Origin of the sequence: Amycolatopsis arida (genome assembly GCF_900115565.1) — a bacterium.
In the GTDB taxonomy this organism is placed as follows: domain Bacteria; phylum Actinomycetota; class Actinomycetes; order Mycobacteriales; family Pseudonocardiaceae; genus Yuhushiella; species Yuhushiella arida.
This window is the reverse complement of the sequence record NZ_FOWW01000002.1, coordinates 1-19,768: the sequence shown is the minus strand read 5'-3', so window position 1 is coordinate 19,768 and position 19,768 is coordinate 1. Positions and strand designations below refer to the sequence as shown.

Below are 19,768 nucleotides of genomic sequence, written 5' to 3'. Positions count from 1 at the left end.
CACACGTACACAGGCCGCGGACACATCGTCGCGGGGTCGCGTCCGTCGGACCCGGGGGTTGTCAGGGGCGGGCGGGGACGGGGGACGGGAGGGGGCTGGGGAAGTAGGACGCGTCCACCAGTCGGGGGCCCTCCGGGGTCTGCCGGAAGGACAGCAACCACACGGAGCCCTTCTTGCTCGCCACCGGCTTGCCGGCCGTTCCCGGCTTGGCGGCGGGCAGCGCCACGCCGTCCCGCTCGGCCAGGGTGGCGACGACGTCCGGGATCACCCCGCCCTGGCTGCACACCACCGGCGTGCCGCCGTCGGCGACGATCGCGAGCAGCCGGGCCACCCCGAGCACCGGGTCCTTCCAGTACCCCTCCTCGCCGAGCAACGGCTCGTGCCGGATCTCCACGCCGAGGTCCTCCGCGACGCCCCGCACGGTCTGCACGCACCGCAGCCGCGGCGCGGCGAACACCCGGTCAGGCTCGAACGGCCGCACCAGCACGCGCAGCGCCGCCGCCTGCCGGAGCCCGGCGTCGGACAGCGGCCGCAGGTCGTCGTCGCCGGTCCACTCCTCCCGTTTGCCGGCCTTGGCGTGCCGCACCAGCAGCAGGGTGGTCAGCTCGGCGGGCAGCGCGCGGAACGCCCGCAGCACGGCCACGTCGCCGGCGTGCGTCAGCGCCGCGTCCGCCCGGTCGGCCGGCAGCCAGCGCAGCTCGTCGACCTCCTCGTTGGGCGTGAACCTCCCGCCGCCGGACCGCGCGGCGAAGTAGTCCACCGTCTTGCGGGCATCGGCGACGTCGTACTCCACGCGCCACAGGTAGCGGCCCAGCACCGCGCGGAAGCCGGTCTCCTCCGCCACCTCGCGCGCCGCCGCCACCGGCGCCGTCTCGCCGGGATCCAGCTTGCCCTTGGGCAGTGACCAGTCGTCGTAGCGCGGCCGGTGCACCACCGCCACCTCGGGGCCGCCCGCCGCGGGCCGCCACAGCACCGCGCCGGCCGCGCGGACCTCCGGCCGGGAACCGCCGCCGGTCATCCGGCCGCCCTGTGCTTGGCGATCAGCTCGACCTGGTGGTCGCGCACCGTCGAGCCGTCCGCTGGGGACGGTGCCCACTCACCGGTGGCGGTGAGCACCCAGCACCGGGTGGCCGGGTCGAGTGCGGAGTCGAACACCTCGTCCAGCTGCGCGGCGAGGTTCGGGTGTTTCACCCGAACCATGGCCTCGACCCGCCGGTCCAGGTTGCGGTGCATCAGGTCCGCGCTGCCGATCCAGTAGCTGTTGCCGCCACGGAAGTGGAACACCCTCGAGTGCTCCAGGAACCGGCCCAGGATCGAGCGCACCCGGATGTTCTCGCTCAGTCCCGGCACGCCCGGCTTGAGCGAGCAGATGCCGCGCACCACGATGTCGACTCCGACGCCGGCGAGCGACGCGTGGTAGAGCGCGTCGATGATCTGCTCGTCGACCAGCGAGTTGCACTTGATCCGGATGCCGGCCGGTGTCCCCGCCGCCGCGTGCGCCATCTCCTCGGAGATCAGCCGGAGGATGCCGCGGCGGATGCCGTTGGGTGAGGTGAGGATGTTGCGGTAGGTGTCCTGCCGGGAGTAGCCGGTCAGGACGTTGAACAGGTCGGTCAGGTCGGCCCCGATGGCCGGGTCGGCGGTCAGCAGTCCCATGTCCTCGTACAGCCGGGCGGTCTTCGGGTTGTAGTTGCCGGTGCCGATGTGGCAGTAGCGGCGGATGGTCGAGCCCTCCTGCCGCACCACCATGGCCACCTTGCAGTGCGTCTTCAACCCGACCAGCCCGTAGACCACGTGCACCCCAGCCCGCTCCAGGGTGCGCGCCCAGGCGATGTTGGCCTGCTCGTCGAACCTGGCCTTGATCTCCACCAGCGCCACCACCTGCTTGCCGGAGTGCGCGGCGTCGATCAGCGCGTCCACGACCGGCGAGTCGCCCGAGGTGCGGTACAGCGTCTGCTTGATCGCCAGCACCTTGTCGTCGGCCGCGGCCTGCTCGATGAACCGTTGCACGCTGGTGGAGAACGAGTCGTACGGGTGGTGCACCAGCACGTCGCCCTCCCGCAGGGTGGCGAACACGCTCTTCGGCGTCTCCCGCTCGCCGAAAGCCGGGTGGGTGGCCGGCACGAACGGCGGGTCCTTCAGCTCCTTGCGGTCCACCGCGCTCAGCTGGTGCAGGCAGCCCAGGTCGAGCAGCCCGGGCACCGCCACCACGTCGTGCGGGTCGACCTCCAGCTCGCGCAGCAGCAGCTCGAGCATGTGCTCGCTCATGTCCGGCGCGACCTCCAGCCGCACGGGTGGGCCGAACCGGCGCTGCGCCAGCTCGCGTTCCAGCGCCTGCAGCAGGTCCTCGTCGCGATCCTCCTCGACCTCGAAGTCGGCGTTGCGGGTGACCCGGAAGACGTGGTGCTCGGTGACCTCCATGCCGGTGAACAGATCGCCGAGGTGCGCGGCGATCAGCTCCTCCAGCGGCAGGAACGTGGCGGTCTCGCTCTGCCGCTGCTGCTCGATCCGGATCAGCCGCGGCACGTTGTTCGGCACCTTCACCCTGGCGAACCGCTCGGTGCCGCCGGCGGGGTCGCGCACGGTCACCGCGAGGTTGAGCGACAGGCCGGAGATGTAGGGGAACGGGTGCGCCGGGTCCACCGCCAGCGGGGTGAGCACCGGGAAGATCTGCTCGGTGAAGAACGCCGAGAGCCGGACCTGGTCGGCCGGATCCAAATCGGACCAGCAGACGATCCGGATCCCCTCGGCGGCCAGCGCCGGCCGGACGTGCCCCTCGAACGCCTCGGTCAGCCGCTCCACCAGGTCCTGGTTGCGCTTGGCGATGTAGGCCAGCTGCTCCCGCGGGGTCAGCCCGTCGGCGCTGCGCACGGACAGCCCGGTCTCGTGTCGGCGCTTCAGCCCGGCCACCCGGACCATGTAGAACTCGTCCAGATTGGACGAGAAGATGGCGAGGAACTTCGCCCGCTCGAGCAGTGGCTGGGAGGCGTCCTCGGCCAGCGCGAGCACCCTGGTGTTGAAGTCCTGCCAGGACAGCTCGCGGTTGAAGTACCGGTCGTCGGGCAGGGTGTCGGCGCCGGGGGTGGCGGCGGTCACCGCGGGCGGCGCCGACGGCACGGCGTGGATCTCCTGGGCGCGGCCGTTGCCCACGGTGGTCCGCCGGGTGTCGCCCGGGGTGGACCTTGGTGGTGCTGGGGAGCTCTCGTCGCTGGTCACGTGCCCATTGTTCCGCACACCGGCCGCCCGCCGCCCGTGTCGAGGAGGACCGCGGGTGAAATCACCCGCCACTCGCTGCCGGGGGTGGTGTCCATCACGTCAGGCCGCCCTCGGCACGCCCAGCAACGCGGCGGTGTGCCGGCCGAGGCCGAGCGCGCGGGCGTGGTCGAGGTCGCCGGGGGTGTCCACGTCGCCGCGTAGCGACGGCGCGTCGAGGCCGAGCGGCACGGCTCCCGACGCGGCGTGCGCGTCCGCCGACCCCGCGCCGAACCGCGGGTCCAGCGGGCCGCCGGGCGCGGAGACCAGCAGGGTGGTGCCGGTGCCGTGCCGGTCGGCGGTGAACGCCCTGCGGCCGTCGGCCTCACCGAGCGCTGCCGCCAGCTCGGCTGGCCGCAGCGCCGGCAGGTCGGCCTGCAGCGCCGCGATCACGCCGGCGGGGTCGTCGCCGCGCAGCACCGCCGCGCCGTGCCGCAGCGCCCCGTTCAGGCCGGCCGTGCCCGGCTCCGCGACCAACTCCACGTCGAGGTCGCGCAGGTCGGCCAGCTCGGCGGGGTCGGTGGCGACGACCACCACCCTGCGCACCCCCGGCGCGGTGACGGCCGCGGTGAGCGTGTCGGCGGCCAGCGCCAGCACCAGCGCGGCGTGCTCGACCGCGCTGGTGCTGGCGCTGACGCCGCGCAGCCGCGACTTGCCGGCGTGCGGCGGCTTCAACGGCACGATCAGGTCCACCTCGCGAGCCACGCCCCCATCTTTACCGAAACCGTCGCGGCCGCGCCCGCGACTTCGAGCACCCCCTGTTTGGCCCGCGCGACGCCGCGGGGGAGGATCGCCCACTGAGGCGCGGGGCGAGGCGTCGACCACCGGCGAACCAGCGGGCGAGCGACACGGAGGAGGAGCGTTGGCCGATCGGGAGAAGGGCGGCTTCTGGGTGGGCGCCGCCGCGGTGCTGTTCTACCCGCTGAGTTGGATGGGGCGGCGGGTGTACCGGGGCGGCGAGCGGATCCCCCGGCAGGGGCCCGCGCTGCTGGTGCTCAACCACGTGTCCCATCTCGACCCCGCCGTGGACGCGGTGTTCGTGCACCAGCACAAGCGGGTACCGCGGTTCCTGGCGAAGGACAGCGTGGCCCGCGCCCCGATCTTCCGCCGGATCTTCCTCGGCTCCGGCGGCATCCCGGTGTACCGGGGCACGTCGAAGGCCGGGGACAGCCTGCGCGCGGCGCACCAGGCGCTGCGCGAGGGCAAGATGGTGGTCATCTACCCCGAGGGCACCATCACCAGGGACCCGACGGGCTGGCCGAAGCGCTCCTACACGGGCGTGGCCCGGCTGGCGCTGGAGAACGACGTCCCGGTGATCCCGATCGCCCGCTGGGGCACCGAGCGGATCTGGAACGGTTACGACAAGAAGTTCCGCCCGCTGCCGCGCAAGACGGTGGTGCACTCGGTCGGTGACCCGATCGACCTCTCCGCCTACCGGGGCGGGCCGGTGGGCGGCGGCACGCTGCGCGAGGTGACCGACCTGATCATGGACGAGGTGGTGCGGCTGCTGGCCGAGATCCGCGGCGAGCAGCCGCCGGCCGACCGGCCCCGCGCCGTCGGCGGGGACTGAAGCGATGGCGGACCTGCAGCGCATCGCCGTGCTCGGCGCGGGCTCGTGGGGCACGACGTTCGCCAAGGTGCTCGCCGACGCCGGCAGGGAGGTGACCCTGTGGGCACGGCGGCCGGAGGTGGCCGAGGAGATCCGGGACGCCCACACCAACAGCGCCTACCTGACCGGGGTGCGGCTGCCGGAGCGGCTGACCGCCACCACCGACCCCGCCGCCGCGCTGGCCGGGGCCGACGCGGTGGTGCTGGCCGTGCCGAGCCAGAGCCTGCGGGCCAACCTCGCCGGCTGGCGCGAGCTGCTCCCCCCCGGCGCGCCGCTGGTCAGCCTCGCCAAGGGGGTGGAACTGGGCACGCTGAAGCGGATGAGCGAGGTCGTCGCCGAGGTCGCCGGCGTGCCCGACGAGCAGGTCGTGGTCGTCTCCGGGCCGAACCTGGCGCGGGAGATCGCCCAGGAGCAGCCCTCGGCGGCGGTGGTGGCGTGCGCCGACCACGACCGCGCGGTGCTGGTCCAGCGGGCCTGTTCCAGCCGCTACTTCCGGCCCTACACCAACACCGACGTGGTGGGCTGCGAACTGGGCGGGGCGTGCAAGAACGTCATCGCGCTCAGCTGCGGCATGGCCGTGGGCCTCGGGTTCGGCACGAACACGGTCGCGACGCTCATCACCCGCGGCCTGGCCGAGATGGCCCGGCTGGGCAGCAAGCTCGGAGCCGACCCGCTCACCTTCGCCGGGCTGGCCGGCGTGGGGGACCTGGTGGCGACGTGCACGTCGGCGCTGTCCCGTAACCGGACCTTCGGCGAGCGGCTCGGCCGGGGTGAGACGGTGGCCCAGGCGCAGCGGGCGGCCGGCGGCCAGGTGGCCGAGGGCGTGATGTCCTGCTCGTCCATCCGGGCACTCGCCGGCGGCCTCGGTGTCGACATGCCGATCACCGACGCGATGTACCGGGTGTGCCACGAGGGCGCGGACCCGCGGCGGCTGGGTGCGGAGCTGCTCGGCCGGCAGCGCAAACACGAGTGGTCCTGACCGCCCACCTGGTGGAACCGGTTTGACCACTCCGCCGGCGAGCTGGTTTCCTGTTCGCTGTGTTGACGCCTGGTTACCCGCAGCGGCGAGGTCACATCGACCTGCGCCGGGTCGCCAGCGCGCTGTGTCCCTGTCGGTGATCCACCCCAGCCCGACCAGTTCCCGATCACCCCAGAGGACACCACCATGTTCGCCGTTCCGGCCAACACCGTCGCCGTCGCCGAGAACCCCGCCCTGCGCCACCCGGTCCGGGTCGCGCTGGCCCACGCCGCCGACCGGGCCAGCTGGGCCCACCTGCTCCGCTACGACCCCGAGCGCCGCTTCGCCGTGCTGGTCTCCCGCACCGAGGCCGGCGAGGTGTGGTTGATGAGCTGGCTGCCCGGCCAGGGCACCGGCCTGCACGACCACGGCAGGGTGGACGGCGCGTTCACCGTGGTCAGCGGCGAGCTGTCCGAGCTGGTGGTGCGCCGCACCACCGAGGGGCGGGTGCGGGAGAGCCGCCGCGTGCTGGCGGCAGGGCAGTCCCGGGTGTTCGGACCGGGCTACGTGCACGAGGTGCGCAACGACGGCGTGGACCCCGCGGTGAGCCTGCACGTCTACCGCGCCGGCGGGCGCACGCTGCGGCCCTACGCGCTCGACCCGCTGGACGGCCCGGTGCCCCGCTGAGCGCGGCCGGTCACGTGGGCCGGCACGGGCATGCCCTCCGGAAGGTCGGGGTTGGGCACCGGGTCGCCGAAGGCGGTGCGCACCGGCAGCACCCCGGCCCACGCGGTGCCGGCCGCGATGTCCTCTGGCTCGTCGCCGGCCGCGCCGGCCCGGGCCTTCACCGACGCCTCGGCCAGATCCAGCGCGAGCACCGTGACGGCGGCGAGCTCCTTGGCGTTGACGTCGCGGGCGTGCTCCCAGGAGCCGGGGGCGAGGTGGTCGGTGAGCACCCGCAGCCCGTGCAGCTTCTCGGTCCTGCCGGTGACGACCCGCGACCGGCCGTAGATCACCGCGCTGCGGTAGTTCATCGAGTGCGCGTTGACCGACCGGGCGTAGACGATCCCGTCCAGCAGGGTGACGGTCACGCACACCTCGGCGGGGTCGGTGCCGCCCGCCGCGCGCAGGCTCCGCGCGCCGGTGGAGCCGTGCAGGTACAGGGTGTCGCCGTCGCGGCCGTAGGCGGTGGGCAGCACGACCGGGGTGCCGTCGAGCACCAGCCCGAGGTGGCAGACCAGCGCCTCGTCCAGGATGTCGTACAGCGCCGCACGGTCGGTGGCGGCCCGCTCGCGCCTGCGGCCCAGCCGGGTACGGGATGTCGGCGACAGCGCCGTCAGCGCCGTCAGCGCCGTCAGCGTCGACTGTTCCGTCAACGGCGGAGCGGTCGGTTCGGTCGCGCGCTCCTCGGTCACGAGCTCCTCGGTCATGCGTTTCAGCGTCGCCGGGAGGAGTGGCATCATGGAATGGCCACCATCGTAGAATCCTGAAAGGCCACTCTCGGGGAGGTCGGCATGGCGAAGCCCGCGGGCACGGCGAAGCCGATCGGTGCGGCGCGGGCCGACACCGCGCTGCCGGTGCGCCTGGACCGCGTGTCCGGTGTACCGCTGGCCGTGCAGCTGGCCGACGCCCTGCGCGACGCCGCGGCCAACGGCCACCTCCGCGGCGGTGATCGGCTGCCCTCCACCCGCGCGCTGGCCAGCCGGCTCGGGGTGAGCCGAACGGTCACCTCGGCCGCCTACGAGCAGCTGCACGCCGAGGGCTGGATCGCCGGCCGGCACGGCTCGGGCACCTACGTCACCACCTCCCCGCCGGCCGGCCGGCCCGAGCGCCGCGCGGTGGTCGAGCCCGAGGACTCCACACCGGACCTGCTCGAGCTGACCCTCGGCCAGCCGTGGGCGGAGGGGCTGGACCGCGCCGCGTGGCGCCGGGCGTGGCGGGCCGCAGCCGACGCGCCGCCGCTGTCCACCGCGCAGCGGGCCGGGCTGCCCGAGTACCGCGCGGTGGTCGCCGAGCACCTGCTGCGGCACCGCGGCCTGGACACCGGGGCCGACTCGGTGCTGGCCACCGGCGGCACCACGGCGGCCGTCGTGGAGCTCGCCAACGCGATGCTGCGGCACGGCGACCTGGTGGCCGTCGAGGAACCGGGGTACCAGCGCGCCGTGCACGCGTTCCGCTCGGCCGGCGTGCGGGTGGCGCCGGTGGCGGTGGACGGGGAGGGGCTGCGGCCGGACGCGCTACCGCCGGGGGTGCGGGCGGTGTACTGCTCGCCGGCGCACCAGTACCCGATGGGCGGGCGGATGAGCGCCGCGCGCAGGGTCGAGCTGGTGGAGCGCGCGCGGGCGGGGCGGTTCCTGCTGGTCGAGGACGACTACGACGGTGAGCTGCGGTTCGACGTCGCCCCGCTGCCGCTGCTGGCCGCGCTCGCCCCGGACGTGGTGGCCCACCTCGGCACCACCAGCAAGATCCTCACCCCCACGCTGGGCGCGGGCTGGATGGTGGCGCCACCGGCGGTGACCTCGGTCGTGCTGGAGTACCGCGACCGCACCGGGACGCGGCCCGCGCCGGCCGGGCAGCGGGTGTTGGTCGAGCTGGCCCGGCACGGCGATCTCGGTCGGCACCTGCGCAAGCTGCGCAGGGAGCTGTCCGAGCGGAGGACGATGCTCACCAGCGCACTGCGGGCCGCGCGGATTCCGGTACTCGGCGACGACGCGGGGGCGCACCTGGTGGTGCCGCTGCCGTCGGCCGGGGCCGAGCGGGAGCTGGTCGCCGCCGGGCGGGAGCGGGGCATCCTGCTCGACGGCCTGTGCCGGCACTTCGCCGGGGAGCCCACCGCGCACGGCATCGCGATCGGGTACTCGGGGTGCGGCAGGAAGGCACTGCGGGACGCGCTCGACGTGCTGGTCGAGCTGCTGGGCGGTGCGGGCGCCGGTACGCCGCTCGGCGCGGGCGGCGGGAGCGGACCGAGCGCCCGGTAGGGTGACCGGCCATGAGCGCACGGAAGACCCGAGTGGCGGTCGTCTTCGGCGGCCGCAGCAGCGAGCACACGATCTCGTGCGTCTCCGCGGGCAGCGTCCTGGCGAACCTGGACCGCGAGCGGTTCGAGGTCGTGCCGATCGGCATCACGCCGGAGGGTCGCTGGGTGGCCGGCACCGACGACCCGGAGGCGTTGCGGATCCGCGGGCGGGAGCTGCCCACGGTGTCCGCGGGGGCGGAGCTGGTGCTCACCGGCGACCCCACCCGGCGCGAGCTGGTGAGCCTGGCGCCGGAGACCCGCGGCGCGACACTGGCCGGGGTGGACGTGGTGTTCCCGTTGCTGCACGGCGCCTTCGGCGAGGACGGCACGATCCAGGGGATGCTCGAGCTCGCCGGGATCCCCTACGTCGGGGCCGGTGTGCTGGCCAGTGCCGCCGCGATGGACAAGGAGTACGCCAAGAAGCTGCTCGCCGCCGAGGGGCTCCCGGTGGGCCGCTACGCCACCGTCCGGCGTGGACAGTCCACCCCGGGGGAGGACGACCGGGAGCGGTTGGGCCTACCGGTGTTCGTCAAGCCGGCGCGGGCCGGGTCGTCGGTGGGGATCAGCCGGGTGACCGACTGGGCCGACCTGGACGAGGCCATCGCGCTGGCCCGGCGGACCGACCCGAAGGTCCTCGTGGAGGCCGCGGTGGTGGGCCGCGAGGTGGAGTGCGGGGTGCTGGAGTTCCCGGACGGCCGGGTGGAGGCCTCGCTGCCGGCGGAGATCCGAGTGTCGGCCGAGCACGGCGAGGGATGGTACGACTTCGAGGCCAAGTACCTGGACGACCGGCTGGAGCTCGACATTCCGGCCAAACTGGACGACGAGGTGGTCGAGCGGTTGCGGGCGACGGCCGTGCGGGCGTTCACGGCGCTGGACTGCCAGGGACTGGCCAGGGTGGACTTCTTCGTCGGTGCCGGCGGCGAGCTGACCGTCAACGAGGTCAACACCATGCCCGGCTTCACCACGACCTCGGTGTACCCCAAGGTTTGGGCGGTGACCGGAGTGGACTATTCGACCCTGCTGAGCACCCTGATCGACACGGCCGTCGCCCGAGGCACCGGGCTGCGCTGACCCCGCCGCGGTCGGCTTCGCTCGGCGGTGCCGCCCGCCGTCGGCGAAGGTCAGCGCGACCGGACAGGTCGTCGAGGGTCACCTGGAGGCCGGCGTCGCGTGCGATCTGGACGATCGCGGGAAGGGCGTCCAGGGTGTCGGCGGGCCGGAGCGGGGCCGGGCCGGAGTTCGGGGTGCGCGGCATGGCGACCGCGATCGGCAGGATCACCGTCGCCGTTCCCCGTCGCCGGCCGTGGTGTCGCCGTGGCCGGAGCGGCCCGGGACAGCCAGGGAGTGCTCGGGTGATTCGTGCTGGCCTCGCCCGGTCTCGCGCTGACGGCGGGCTTCCAAGGCTGGTTTCGTCCCGCTGCCGCCAGGTCAGCCGGTGCGGACGGGAACCGGGAGCAGGGTCGCGGTCACCGCGTCGGAGACCTGTTGCAGCGGCCCGGTCCCGGCGCCCTCGGGCACGGTGAGTGCCACGTAGACCTCCCGGTCGACGACGTACCAGGTGGCCGCGCCCTCGCCGGGTACCTGCAGCCACCGCACGCCGTTGATCTCGCGCAGCGTGGCGTTCGGCACCAGCTCCGGCGGGCGGGCCAGTCCGCAGCGCAGCACCACCGGGTCGTTGCGCCCCCAGGCCACGGTCGCCGGCGGCGCCGGCTCGGCCAGCGTCCGCCGGTCCAGCGGGGTGCCGGCCGAGGTGAGCTGCTCGGGCAGGGCCTGGATCAGCTCGCCACACTCCGGCGCGGCGGCCTGCGGCGCCGGCACGGGCACCAGCGGCAGCGGGCCAGGATCGCCGGCGACCGGGTCCTCGGTGCCACCGGTCAGCAGGCCGAGCACCGCGACGCCCACGGCGAGCGCCACCGCCAGCACCGCGGCCACGACGATCAGCACCCGCGGCGGGGCTCCGCTCTCTCTGTCGGCGCTCTCGCTGTTGGCGCTCTCGCTGTTGGCGCTCTCGCTGTCGACGCTGTCCTTGCCGGCGCCGTCCTTGCCGCCGGTGGCACGGCCGGGGCCGGCGGGGTCGGTTTCGGTGGGTTCCGTCACGGCTCCACTACAGCACGCGCTACAGGTGCACCACCGGGCAGGTCAGCGTCCGGGTGATTCCCTCCACGTTCTGCACCTTCGCCACCACGAGCTGGCCCAGCTGGTCCACATTGTCCGCGGCCGCGCGCACGATGACGTCGTACGGCCCGGTCACGTCCTCCGAACTGGTGACGCCCGGGATGGTGGCGATCTCGGCGGCCACGGTCGCGGCCTTGCCGACCTCGGTCTGGATCAGGATGTACGCGTGAACCACGGCGCGCCCCTTCGTCTCGATGGATGTGCTCGGTGTTTCATGGGCCGCATAGGACGATAGCCCGCAGGAACTTACCGCGGCCAGGCAAACATCGGGGATCCGACTGTCGGTGATCGAAGGTGGAGGCGTGTCGACGCAGAACAGGACAGAGCACGGCGAACCCGGCCGGGACACGGTCGCCGGGGTTGGCGAGTTCGGGCTGATCCGGGCCATCACCGAGGGCCGCGTCCAGCCGCCGACGACGCTGCTCGGCCCCGGCGACGACGCCGCGGTGGTGGCCGCGCCGGACGGGCGTACCGTCGCCACGACCGACGTCCTCGTCCAGGGCGTGCACTTCCGCACCGACTGGTCCACTCCCGAGCACGTCGGCCGCAAGGCGGTGGCGGTGAACCTGGCCGACATCGCCGCGATGGGCGCCACGCCCACGTCGGTGCTGGTCGGCCTCGCCTGCCCGCCGGAGACGCCCACCGAGCTGGTCACCGGCCTCACCGCGGGCATGTGGGCGGAGGCCGCGCGGGCCAGGGTGGGCATCGTCGGCGGCGACATGGTGCGCGCGGACCAGATCGTGGTGAGCGTCACCGCGCTCGGTGACCTCGGCGGGCGCGCCCCGGTGACCCGCTCCGGCGCCCGCCCCGGGCACGTCCTCGCGGTCTGCGGCCGGCTCGGCTGGGCCGCGGCCGGGCTCGCCGTGCTGGGCCGCGGCTTCCGCTCCCCGGTCGGCGTCGTGAACGCCCAGCGCTACCCGGAGCCGCCCTACGCGGCCGGCCCCGCCGCGGCGGTCGCCGGCGCCACCGCGATGATCGACGTGTCCGACGGGCTGCTGGCCGACCTGGGGCACATCGCGAAGGCCTCGGACGTCGGACTGGACGTGCTGACCGACCGGCTGCGGGTGGACCAGCGGCTGGTCGAGGTCGGCTCCGCGCTCGGCGCCGACCCGCTGCACTGGGTGCTCACCGGCGGGGAGGACCACGCGCTGGCCGCCACCTTCCCGTCCTACGCCGACCTGCCGGAGGGCTGGTACCAGATCGGCACGGTGCTCATGCCGGACACCGGGGTCACCGTCGACGGCCGCCCCTACGAGGGCCCGGCCGGCTGGGAGCACTGGCGCTAGCCACTCGGACGCGGCCGGCCGTTCGGCTACCGTGCGGTCGTGGAGATCCGTGTGGTGCCCTACGACGACCCCGACGCGGCCAAGCTGATGGCCGAGGTGCAGCAGGAGTACGTGGTGCGCTACGGCGGCCCCGACGAGACCCCGGTGGACCCCGCCGACTTCGCCCCGCCGCGCGGGTTGTTCCTCGTCGGGTACGCCGGCGGCGTGCCGGTCGCGTGCGGCGGATGGCGGGCGCACGACGGCCCCGAGCCGGAGTTCCGGCAGGGCGACGCCGAGCTCAAGCGGATGTACGTCGTGCCGGAGGCCCGCGGCCGCGGTCACGCCAGGGCGATGCTGGCCGAGCTGGAGCGCACCGCCAGGGCGGCCGGCCGGCTCCGGACCGTGCTGGAGACCGGCACGGCCCAGCCCGAGGCGTTGGCCCTCTACACCTCGTCCGGCTACACCCCGATCCCCAATTTCGGGGTGTACCGGTGCGAGCCGCTGAGCCGCTGCTTCGGCAAGTCACTGGTGGGCTGACGTCGCCGAGGTCTCCCTGACCCGACGCCCGGCCCGGTGCGATCCCGGTCACTGCTAGAGTCGCGGGCCGTGACCGCACGACCGCTGCACGAGATCGTCGAGGCAGGCTGGGCGAAGGCCCTCGAACCGGTGGCCGACCGGATCGCCGCGATGGGCGACTTCCTGCGGGCGGAGATCGCCGCGGGGCGCCGTTACCTTCCCGCGGGCGACCACGTGCTCCGGGCGTTCCAGCAGCCCTTCGACGACGTGCGGGTGCTCATCGTCGGTCAGGACCCCTACCCGACGCCGGGCCACCCCATCGGGCTGTGCTTCGCGGTGGCGCCCGACGTCCGGCCGCTGCCGAAGAGCCTGGTGAACATCTTCAAGGAGTACTGCGACGACCTCGGCCACCCGCCGCCCAGCAACGGCGACCTGACGCCGTGGACCGAGCAGGGCGTGCTGCTGCTGAACCGAGCGCTGACCGTCCGCCCCGGCGCGCCGAACTCCCACCAGGGCAAGGGCTGGGAGGAGGTCACCGACCAGGCCATCCGCGCGCTCGCCGCCCGCGGCGGCCCGCTCGTGGCGATCCTGTGGGGCAGCAACGCCCGCAGACTCAAGCCGCTGCTCGGCGAGGTGCCGTGCGTCGAGTCGGTGCACCCCAGCCCGCTGTCGGCGCACAACGGGTTCTTCGGCTCGCGGCCGTTCAGCCGGGCCAACGAACTGCTCGAACGCCAGGGCGCCCAACCGGTGGACTGGAAGCTGCCCTGAGCCGGAGGATGGTCCGGTGACGGACCTCGCGCTGTACTACCCCTACATCCACGTGCGCGACGACGCCTGGCTCAAGGCCGCGGCGCTGTACTGGCCGCGGCTCGGCCGGCTGGCGCCCCGGAACTGGCCTCGCTACGACTCGGAGGTCGCGCGGGCACTGAACGGCGAGCTGGGCTTCCTGGTGAACGTCGACCCGCGGCTCTACGCGCCGGGAGTGTCGGCGGCGTTCCAGGAGCTCCTGCGGCGCGACCTCGACGCGCTGCGGGCGCGATACGCGCTACCGCCCGAGTGTCGCCCGTCCCGGGGCGGCGACGCCGACGCCTACTTCGCGGCCGCACCGCCGATCTTCCCGGATGGGTCCAGCCTGGAGTGGCTGCACCTGGACAAGGTGAGCCAAGGGCTGGTGCGCGACCTCGTCGCGGCGGGACTCGCCGTCGAGGAGTGGGGCCACCCGTTCCACCAGAGCGTCCTGTTCCCGCCAGGAGACGGTCCGAGCCCCGTGGTCGAGTCCGTGCAGTGGCTGGGCATGCATCCCGCGCTGGTGCGGGTCTACAGCGTGGCGCTGGCCGACGCGGTGGCCGAGGCCAACCGGATGCGGCCGGTCACCGACCAGGACGACGTGTACGGCGCGCTCAGCGGGTGGACCGTGGACGAGCTGGCGGCCGTGCTGCTCGCCGACGAGGCAGGTGGGGACGGTGGCAAGGCCCCGCCACGGCCGGACGCCGAGGCGGTCGCGGCGAGCTATGCGGTACTCGCGGTGCGGACCGTGGTGCCGAAGGGGCTCGAGCACGTGCCGGTGAAGAAGGTGATCAAGGCGCGGCGCGCGCTGGCGGGGGAGTTCCACGCGTTCCGGGCGCATCTGGAGGCGCTGGCGCCCGTGTTCGCCGAGCTGGCGGAGATCCCCGATCCGGCGGTGCTGCGGGCCCGGTTGGAGCTGCTGGTCGAGCGGGAGCTGACCCTGCCTACCGCCGATCTGGAGCGGGCGCTGACCCAGCTCGGGCTGGAGCCGGCGAAGGGTGTGCTGAGCCTGAGCTCGCCGCAGCTGCCCGCGCTGGCCGGCGCGGCGTTGACCGCCGCGGGGCTGCCGCCGGTGGTCGGCCAGGCCGGGCACGTCGCGGCGCAGTTGGTGGGCGCGACGGCTGGCACGCGGCGCTCAAGTGCCCAGCAGCGGCGCACCGCCGCGGGCTACCTGCTGGGCCTGCGGGAGCGGTTGGAGCCGCGCGGCGTGGTGGACCGCTTCCGCCGCCTGCTCACCCGCGCCTGACCCCGCCCAGACAAAAAGCCCGCCAGGGACCAAAACCTGGCGGGCTTGGGGTCGGGTAACCCGACCTACCGGAGATCACCGCTCGAGTCTCAGCGGCTGGGGGTCCAGGGGGCTTGCCCCCTGGCGGGGGTGTGGGGGTTCGACCCCCACGGGACACTTGATGCGGGCCAGTGGTGAGCGTGTTCCGCGAACACACCTCACCCGAGGGTTCGCATCAACCGCGGACGACCTTGCCGGCCTTGAGGCACGAGGTGCAGACGTTCATCCGCTTGCGCTGGGACAGGCCGACCTTGGCGTGGACGGTCTGGATGTTCGGGTTCCACCGGCGGCTGGTGCGCCGGTGGGAGTGCGAGACCGACTTGCCGAAGCCCGGCCCCTTGCCACAGACGTCGCACACGGCAGCCACGTCGAACACTCCTCGAAAGATCAGGGAAAACGAACAGGCCCGACGGCGCCGGGCAGCCAGAACAGGGTAACCGGTGCGGCCGGCGTGGGGTGCGGTGGGGTCGCCGGGGGCCGTTACGCTGCCGGGAGTCCCTCGACAGGCGTGACGCGCGGATGGGGTGGTGCTGGCGTGGACGCGGCGGCGGTGACGGCGTGGGCCGCGGCGTGCGTGCGGATCCTCGAGGACCTCCGGGACGAGATCGACGGGATCAACGTCTACCCGGTCGCCGACTCCGACACCGGCTCCAACCTGTTGCACACGCTCTCCGGCGCGCACGCCGAGCTGGCGGCGACCGAGCTGGCCGGTGCGGGGCCGGCGCTGGGCGTGCTGGCCAGGGGCGCCGTGCGCGCCGCCCGGGGCAACTCCGGGGTGATCATCTCCCAGGTGCTGCGTGGGCTGGCCGACTCGGCCGGCGATCGGGCCGAGCTCGACGGGCCCGCGCTCGCGGCGGCGCTGCTCAGGGCCGACCGGGCCGCGGCGGAGGCGGTGGCCCACCCGATGCCCGGCACGATGCTCACCGTGCTGCACGCGGCCGCCGCGGCGGTGGACGGCCACACCGGTGACGTGCCCGAGGTGGCCCGCGCGGCGGCGTCGGCGGCCGCCGCGGCGCTGCCCGAGACGCCCTGGCAGCTTCCCGTCCTGGCCGCCGCCGGAGTGGTGGACGCCGGTGCGCGCGGCGTGGTCGCGGTGCTCGACGCGCTGGTCGCGGTGGTCACCGGGCACCCGGTCGAGTCGGGGCGGACCACCGCGGCGGCCGGCTGCGCGCCCCGACAGGCGCCACCGGCACCGTCGCGTCCGGTGGACGCGTGGGAGGTCATGTACCTGCTGGACGGCGTCGCCGAGGACGCACTGCCGGCGCTGCGCGCGGCGCTGTCCGATCTCGGCGACAGCGTGACGGTGGCCGGGGACGGCGCGGGCAGCCACGCCGTCCACGTGCACTGCGGCGACATCGGCGCGGCGATCGAGGCCGGGCTCGTCGCCGGACGCCCGCACCGGATCCGGGTGGAGCCGCTGTTCAGCCCGCCGCTGGTGGAGGAGACCACGGCCGGGGCGAGCCGGGCCAGCCGGGCCAGCCGAGCCGTCGTGGCCGTGGTGCGCGGCACCGGGCTGGCCGAGCTGATCCGGGCGGAGGACGTGCCGGTGCTCGCCGTGCCCGCGGGCGCCGCGCCGAGCATCGAGGAGTTGCTGGGGCTGATCGGCGAGACCGGCGCCGCGCACGTTACCGTCCTGCCCGGTGACGCGGAGCTCACCGAGGCGGCCGACCGGATCGCCGATCACCCGGTGCTCGCCGACCGCGACGTCGTGGTGGTGCCGTGCGTTTCGCCGGTGCAGGTGCTGGCCGCGCTGGCCGTGCACGACGCCACCCGGCGCACCAGCGACGACGTGGTGGCGATGGCGGAGGCCGCGGCGGCCACCCGGCGCGGCGAGCTGCGGATCGCCAGTGGGGAGGCGATCACCTGGGTCGGGCGGGTGCACGCCGGAGACGTCGTCGGGCTGGTGGACGGCGAGGTGGTGCTCATCGAGCCGGGGCACGCCGACCTGCTGGGCCCGGCGACGGCCGTGCTGAACCGGATGCTGGACCTGGGCGGCGAGCTGGTCACCGTGCTGGTCGGGGCGGCGGCGCCGGCGGACACCGCGGACGTTCTCGCCGAGCGCCTGCGTGCCGAGCGACCGGAGGTCGAACTGGTGTGCTATCCCAGTGGGCAGGCCGACACGGTGCTGTTGATCGGGGTGGAGTGAATGAGCGGGCTGCGGGACGGGCTGACGCCGCTGGTCGGCGCGAAGACCGCCAAGGCGCTGTCGTCCGCGCTCGGCATCGAGACGGTCGGGGACCTGCTGCGGCACTACCCGCGCCGCTACGCCGAGCGCGGCGAGCTGACCGACATCGCCGGGCTGGAGGTCGGCGAGCACGCGACCGTCATGGCCCGGATCGAGCACGTCAGCAAGCGAAGGATGCGCTCGCGGCACGGCACGATCCTGGAGATGACGATCACCGACGGCCACCGGCGGCTGTCCTGCGCGTTCTTCAACCAGGCGTGGCGGGAGAAGGAGCTGCGGCCGGGCCGCACCGGGCTGTTCGCCGGGAAGGTCAACGCCTTTCGCAACACCCTCCAGCTGGCCAACCCCGAGTACGAGCTGATCGACCCGGACGCCGATCCGTCCTCGGTGGACAGCTTCCTGGCCGAGATCATCCCGGTGTACCCGGCGGCACAGGGCATGCCGTCGTGGTCGATCGCCCGCGCCGTGCAGCAGGTGCTGGCGACGTTCGAGCCGGGGGAGGACCCGCTGCCGGGGTGGCTGCGCGAGCGGTACCACCTGGTCGACCTCGACACCGCGCTGCGCGCCGTCCACCGGCCGGAGAGCTGGGCCGCGCTGGAGACGGCCCGCCAGCGGCTGAAGTGGGACGAGGCCATCGCCATCCAGCTCATCTTCGCGCAGCGCCGGCACTCGGCCCTGTCCCGGCCCGCGCCGGCGTGCCCGCCGAAGGCCGGGGGCGTCGCGGAGGCGTTCGAGGCGCGGCTGCCGTTCGAGCTGACCGCGGGGCAGCGGGAGGTCGGCGCGGCGATCGCCGCGGACCTGTCCGACGAGCACCCGATGAACCGGCTGCTGCAGGGCGAGGTGGGCAGCGGCAAGACGGTGGTGGCGCTGCGGGCGATGCTGCAGGTGGTCGACGCCGGCCGGCAGGCGGCGATGCTGGCGCCGACCGAGGTGCTCGCCGCGCAGCACGCCCGGTCGCTGCGCGAGATGCTCGGTGACCTCGCGCGGGCCGGCGAGCTGGGCGCGCCCGAGGTGGCCACCCGGGTGACCCTGCTGACCGGCTCGATGTCGGCGAAGGAGCGCAAGCAGTCCCTCCTGGACGCGGCCAGTGGCGCGGCCGGCATCGTGGTCGGCACGCACGCGCTGATCCAGGACACCGTGTCGTTCGCCGACCTGGGGCTGGTGGTGGTCGACGAGCAGCACCGGTTCGGGGTGGAGCAGCGGGACGCGTTGCGGACCCGCGGGGCGGACTCGACCAGCCCGCACGTGCTGGTGATGACGGCGACGCCGATCCCGCGCACGGTCGCCATGAGCGTCTACGGCGACCTCGAGGTCTCCGCGCTGCGCGAGCTGCCGGTCGGCCGGTCGCCGATCGGCACGACGGTGGTGCCGGTGGCCGAGAAGCCGGCGTGGCTGGACCGGGTGTGGCAGCGGGTGACCGAGGAGGTCCGCGCCGGGCACCAGGCGTACGTCGTGTGCCCGCGGATCGGCGACGAGCCGCCGTCGGACAGGACCGACCGGCGCCCGCCGATCGCGGTGCTGGAGCTGGCGCCGGAGCTGGCCGAGGGGCCGCTCGCCGGGTTGCGGGTCGGGGTGCTGCACGGCCGGCTGCCCGCCGACGAGAAGGACGCGGTGATGCGCGCGTTCACCGCGGGCGAGCTGGACGTGCTGGTGGCCACCACGGTGATCGAGGTCGGGGTGAACGTGCCGAACGCCACCGCGATGGTGATCATGGACGCCGACCGGTTCGGGGTGAGCCAGCTGCACCAGCTCCGCGGCCGGGTCGGGCGCGGTGACGTGCCGGGGGTGTGCCTGCTGGTCACCGAGGCGCTAGACGGTACCACCACGCGGCAGCGGCTGGCCGCCGTGGAGTCCACACTGGACGGTTTCGAGCTGTCCCGGTTGGACCTCGAGCTGCGCAGGGAGGGCGACATCCTCGGCGCGGCGCAGTCGGGCCGCAAGTCCGGGCTGCGGCTGCTGTCGCTGCTGCGGGACGAGGACCTGATCGCGCGGGCCAGGGAGAGCGCGCAGCGCGTCGTGGCCGACGACCCCGACCTGGCCGAGCACCCCGGGCTGGCCCGGCTGGTCGACGACGTGGTGGACGCCGAGCGCGCCGAGTACCTGGAGAAGGCTTAGGCCGGTCAGCACGGTGACCTGGCCGCGTCCGACCTCGGCGGTCACGGTGGTGCTGGCCTTGGCGACGCTGGCCGCGGCAAGGGCGGATACGGCACGCGCTTCCGGTACTCAGCCTGCGATCTCACGACATGACCGCAACCATGGTTGCATCTGGATGCCGACTGAGGGAGATGGTAGTCATGGCGCAGGTGAGCCTGGCTCGGCTGCTCGCGGCGATGGGGGTGGCCGTGCTTGTGGCGGGGTGCTCCGGCGATCCAGGAGATTCCGGTGCGGGAGATTCGGCGGCGCCACCGGCTCACCAGTCCAACGCGCGCGGGGGGCCGGTCGCGGAACCGGTGACCACCCAGGACAGCGATTGGGAGGGTGTGGCCGAGGCGTTGGGCCGCAGCGGCACACTGTCGAACGGCACGGTGTACCGGGTCGGTTTCCCCCGTCGGGACCTTTCCGTGACAAGTAAGGACGTGGCCGTCACACCGGGCCTGGCACTGGGTTCCTACGTCGTTTTCGCCCGTTATCCGGACGGGCAGACGATGATGATGGGTGATCTGGTGGTCACCGAGGACGAGTTGCCGCGGGTGACCGACGCCTTGCACGCGAACGGTATCG

The 19,768-nt window shown here is 74.1% G+C and carries 19 protein-coding genes; 12 read left to right on the top strand and 7 right to left on the bottom strand.

What is annotated here, in order from left to right; genetic code table 11:
* Positions 1-61 precede the first annotated feature (61 nt).
* From BM051_RS04925 to cofC, 3 genes are all read right to left on the bottom strand, one after another.
* Positions 62-1,018 (bottom strand): NUDIX hydrolase, encoded by a 957-nt coding sequence (locus BM051_RS04925; RefSeq protein ID WP_092528604.1) that lies wholly within the window; start codon positions 1,016-1,018, stop codon positions 62-64.
* Positions 1,015-3,216 (bottom strand): RNA degradosome polyphosphate kinase, encoded by a 2,202-nt coding sequence (locus tag BM051_RS04920; RefSeq protein WP_177216893.1) that lies wholly within the window; start codon positions 3,214-3,216, stop codon positions 1,015-1,017. The genes BM051_RS04925 and BM051_RS04920 overlap by 4 nt, the downstream gene beginning before the upstream one ends.
* 99 nt (positions 3,217-3,315) lie before the next feature.
* Positions 3,316-3,957, bottom strand: a complete 642-nt coding sequence (gene cofC, locus BM051_RS04915; protein WP_243859169.1) for a 2-phospho-L-lactate guanylyltransferase — start codon at positions 3,955-3,957, stop codon at positions 3,316-3,318.
* A 157-nt stretch (positions 3,958-4,114) separates the two neighbouring features.
* On the opposite strand from cofC, the gene BM051_RS04910 reads away from it, so the two are divergent.
* The 3 genes from BM051_RS04910 to BM051_RS04900 all read left to right on the top strand — a co-directional run bounded on the left by BM051_RS04910 (position 4,115) and on the right by BM051_RS04900 (position 6,506).
* Positions 4,115-4,822 (top strand): lysophospholipid acyltransferase family protein, encoded by a 708-nt coding sequence (locus tag BM051_RS04910; RefSeq protein ID WP_092528600.1) that lies wholly within the window; start codon positions 4,115-4,117, stop codon positions 4,820-4,822.
* A gap of 4 nt (positions 4,823-4,826) precedes the next feature.
* Entirely contained in the window at positions 4,827-5,840 is a 1,014-nt protein-coding gene (locus BM051_RS04905) for an NAD(P)H-dependent glycerol-3-phosphate dehydrogenase (RefSeq protein WP_092528598.1), read from the top strand.
* A 186-nt stretch (positions 5,841-6,026) separates the two neighbouring features.
* Positions 6,027-6,506 carry a cysteine dioxygenase gene (locus tag BM051_RS04900; RefSeq protein ID WP_092528597.1) on the top strand — a complete coding sequence of 160 codons (480 nt, stop codon included), beginning with the start codon at positions 6,027-6,029 and terminating at the stop codon, positions 6,504-6,506.
* Here the strand turns inward: BM051_RS04900 and BM051_RS04895 are convergent.
* Entirely contained in the window at positions 6,467-7,159 is a 693-nt protein-coding gene (locus tag BM051_RS04895) for a pyridoxamine 5'-phosphate oxidase family protein (protein WP_243859245.1), read from the bottom strand. The genes BM051_RS04900 and BM051_RS04895 overlap by 40 nt on opposite strands.
* A gap of 174 nt (positions 7,160-7,333) precedes the next feature.
* On the opposite strand from BM051_RS04895, the gene pdxR reads away from it, so the two are divergent.
* Together pdxR and BM051_RS04885 are read left to right on the top strand one after the other, a co-directional pair.
* Positions 7,334-8,797 carry a MocR-like pyridoxine biosynthesis transcription factor PdxR gene (pdxR, locus tag BM051_RS04890; protein ID WP_092528595.1) on the top strand — a complete coding sequence of 488 codons (1,464 nt, stop codon included), beginning with the start codon at positions 7,334-7,336 and terminating at the stop codon, positions 8,795-8,797.
* An 11-nt stretch (positions 8,798-8,808) separates the two neighbouring features.
* Positions 8,809-9,906 (top strand): D-alanine--D-alanine ligase family protein, encoded by a 1,098-nt coding sequence (locus tag BM051_RS04885; RefSeq protein WP_092528593.1) that lies wholly within the window; start codon positions 8,809-8,811, stop codon positions 9,904-9,906.
* A 357-nt stretch (positions 9,907-10,263) separates the two neighbouring features.
* On the opposite strand, the gene BM051_RS04880 is transcribed toward BM051_RS04885, so the two are convergent.
* Together BM051_RS04880 and BM051_RS04875 are read right to left on the bottom strand one after the other, a co-directional pair.
* Entirely contained in the window at positions 10,264-10,779 is a 516-nt protein-coding gene (locus tag BM051_RS04880) for a DUF3515 domain-containing protein (RefSeq protein WP_092529584.1), read from the bottom strand.
* A 172-nt stretch (positions 10,780-10,951) separates the two neighbouring features.
* Positions 10,952-11,185, bottom strand: a complete 234-nt coding sequence (locus BM051_RS04875) for an Lrp/AsnC family transcriptional regulator (RefSeq protein ID WP_092528591.1) — start codon at positions 11,183-11,185, stop codon at positions 10,952-10,954.
* A 127-nt stretch (positions 11,186-11,312) separates the two neighbouring features.
* Between BM051_RS04875 and BM051_RS04870 the strand changes: the two genes are divergently transcribed.
* From BM051_RS04870 to BM051_RS04855, 4 genes are all read left to right on the top strand, one after another.
* Positions 11,313-12,296, top strand: a complete 984-nt coding sequence (locus BM051_RS04870) for a thiamine-phosphate kinase (RefSeq protein WP_092528589.1) — start codon at positions 11,313-11,315, stop codon at positions 12,294-12,296.
* Between the two features lie 39 nt (positions 12,297-12,335).
* Complete coding sequence (locus tag BM051_RS04865) at positions 12,336-12,812, top strand: GNAT family N-acetyltransferase (RefSeq protein ID WP_092528587.1); 477 nt, start codon at positions 12,336-12,338, stop codon at positions 12,810-12,812.
* Between the two features lie 69 nt (positions 12,813-12,881).
* A complete protein-coding gene (locus tag BM051_RS04860) occupies positions 12,882-13,559 on the top strand; it encodes a uracil-DNA glycosylase (protein WP_092528585.1) in 678 nt (225 codons plus the stop codon).
* A 16-nt stretch (positions 13,560-13,575) separates the two neighbouring features.
* Complete coding sequence (locus BM051_RS04855; protein WP_092528583.1) at positions 13,576-14,823, top strand: DUF6236 family protein; 1,248 nt, start codon at positions 13,576-13,578, stop codon at positions 14,821-14,823.
* 214 nt (positions 14,824-15,037) lie between these two features.
* Here the strand turns inward: BM051_RS04855 and rpmB are convergent, their stop codons facing one another.
* Positions 15,038-15,229, bottom strand: coding sequence for a 50S ribosomal protein L28 (gene rpmB / locus BM051_RS04850; protein ID WP_092528581.1), 192 nt, complete (start codon positions 15,227-15,229; stop codon positions 15,038-15,040).
* 168 nt (positions 15,230-15,397) lie between these two features.
* Here rpmB and BM051_RS04845 point away from each other — a divergent pair, with 168 nt between their 5' ends.
* From BM051_RS04845 to BM051_RS29675, 3 genes are all read left to right on the top strand, one after another.
* Complete coding sequence (locus BM051_RS04845) at positions 15,398-17,008, top strand: DAK2 domain-containing protein (protein ID WP_092528579.1); 1,611 nt, start codon at positions 15,398-15,400, stop codon at positions 17,006-17,008.
* Complete coding sequence (recG, locus tag BM051_RS04840) at positions 17,009-19,162, top strand: ATP-dependent DNA helicase RecG (protein WP_092528577.1); 2,154 nt, start codon at positions 17,009-17,011, stop codon at positions 19,160-19,162.
* 179 nt (positions 19,163-19,341) lie between these two features.
* Positions 19,342-19,768 (top strand): DUF1259 domain-containing protein (locus BM051_RS29675; RefSeq protein ID WP_244894466.1); only part of this gene is annotated, 427 nt, incomplete at its 3' end.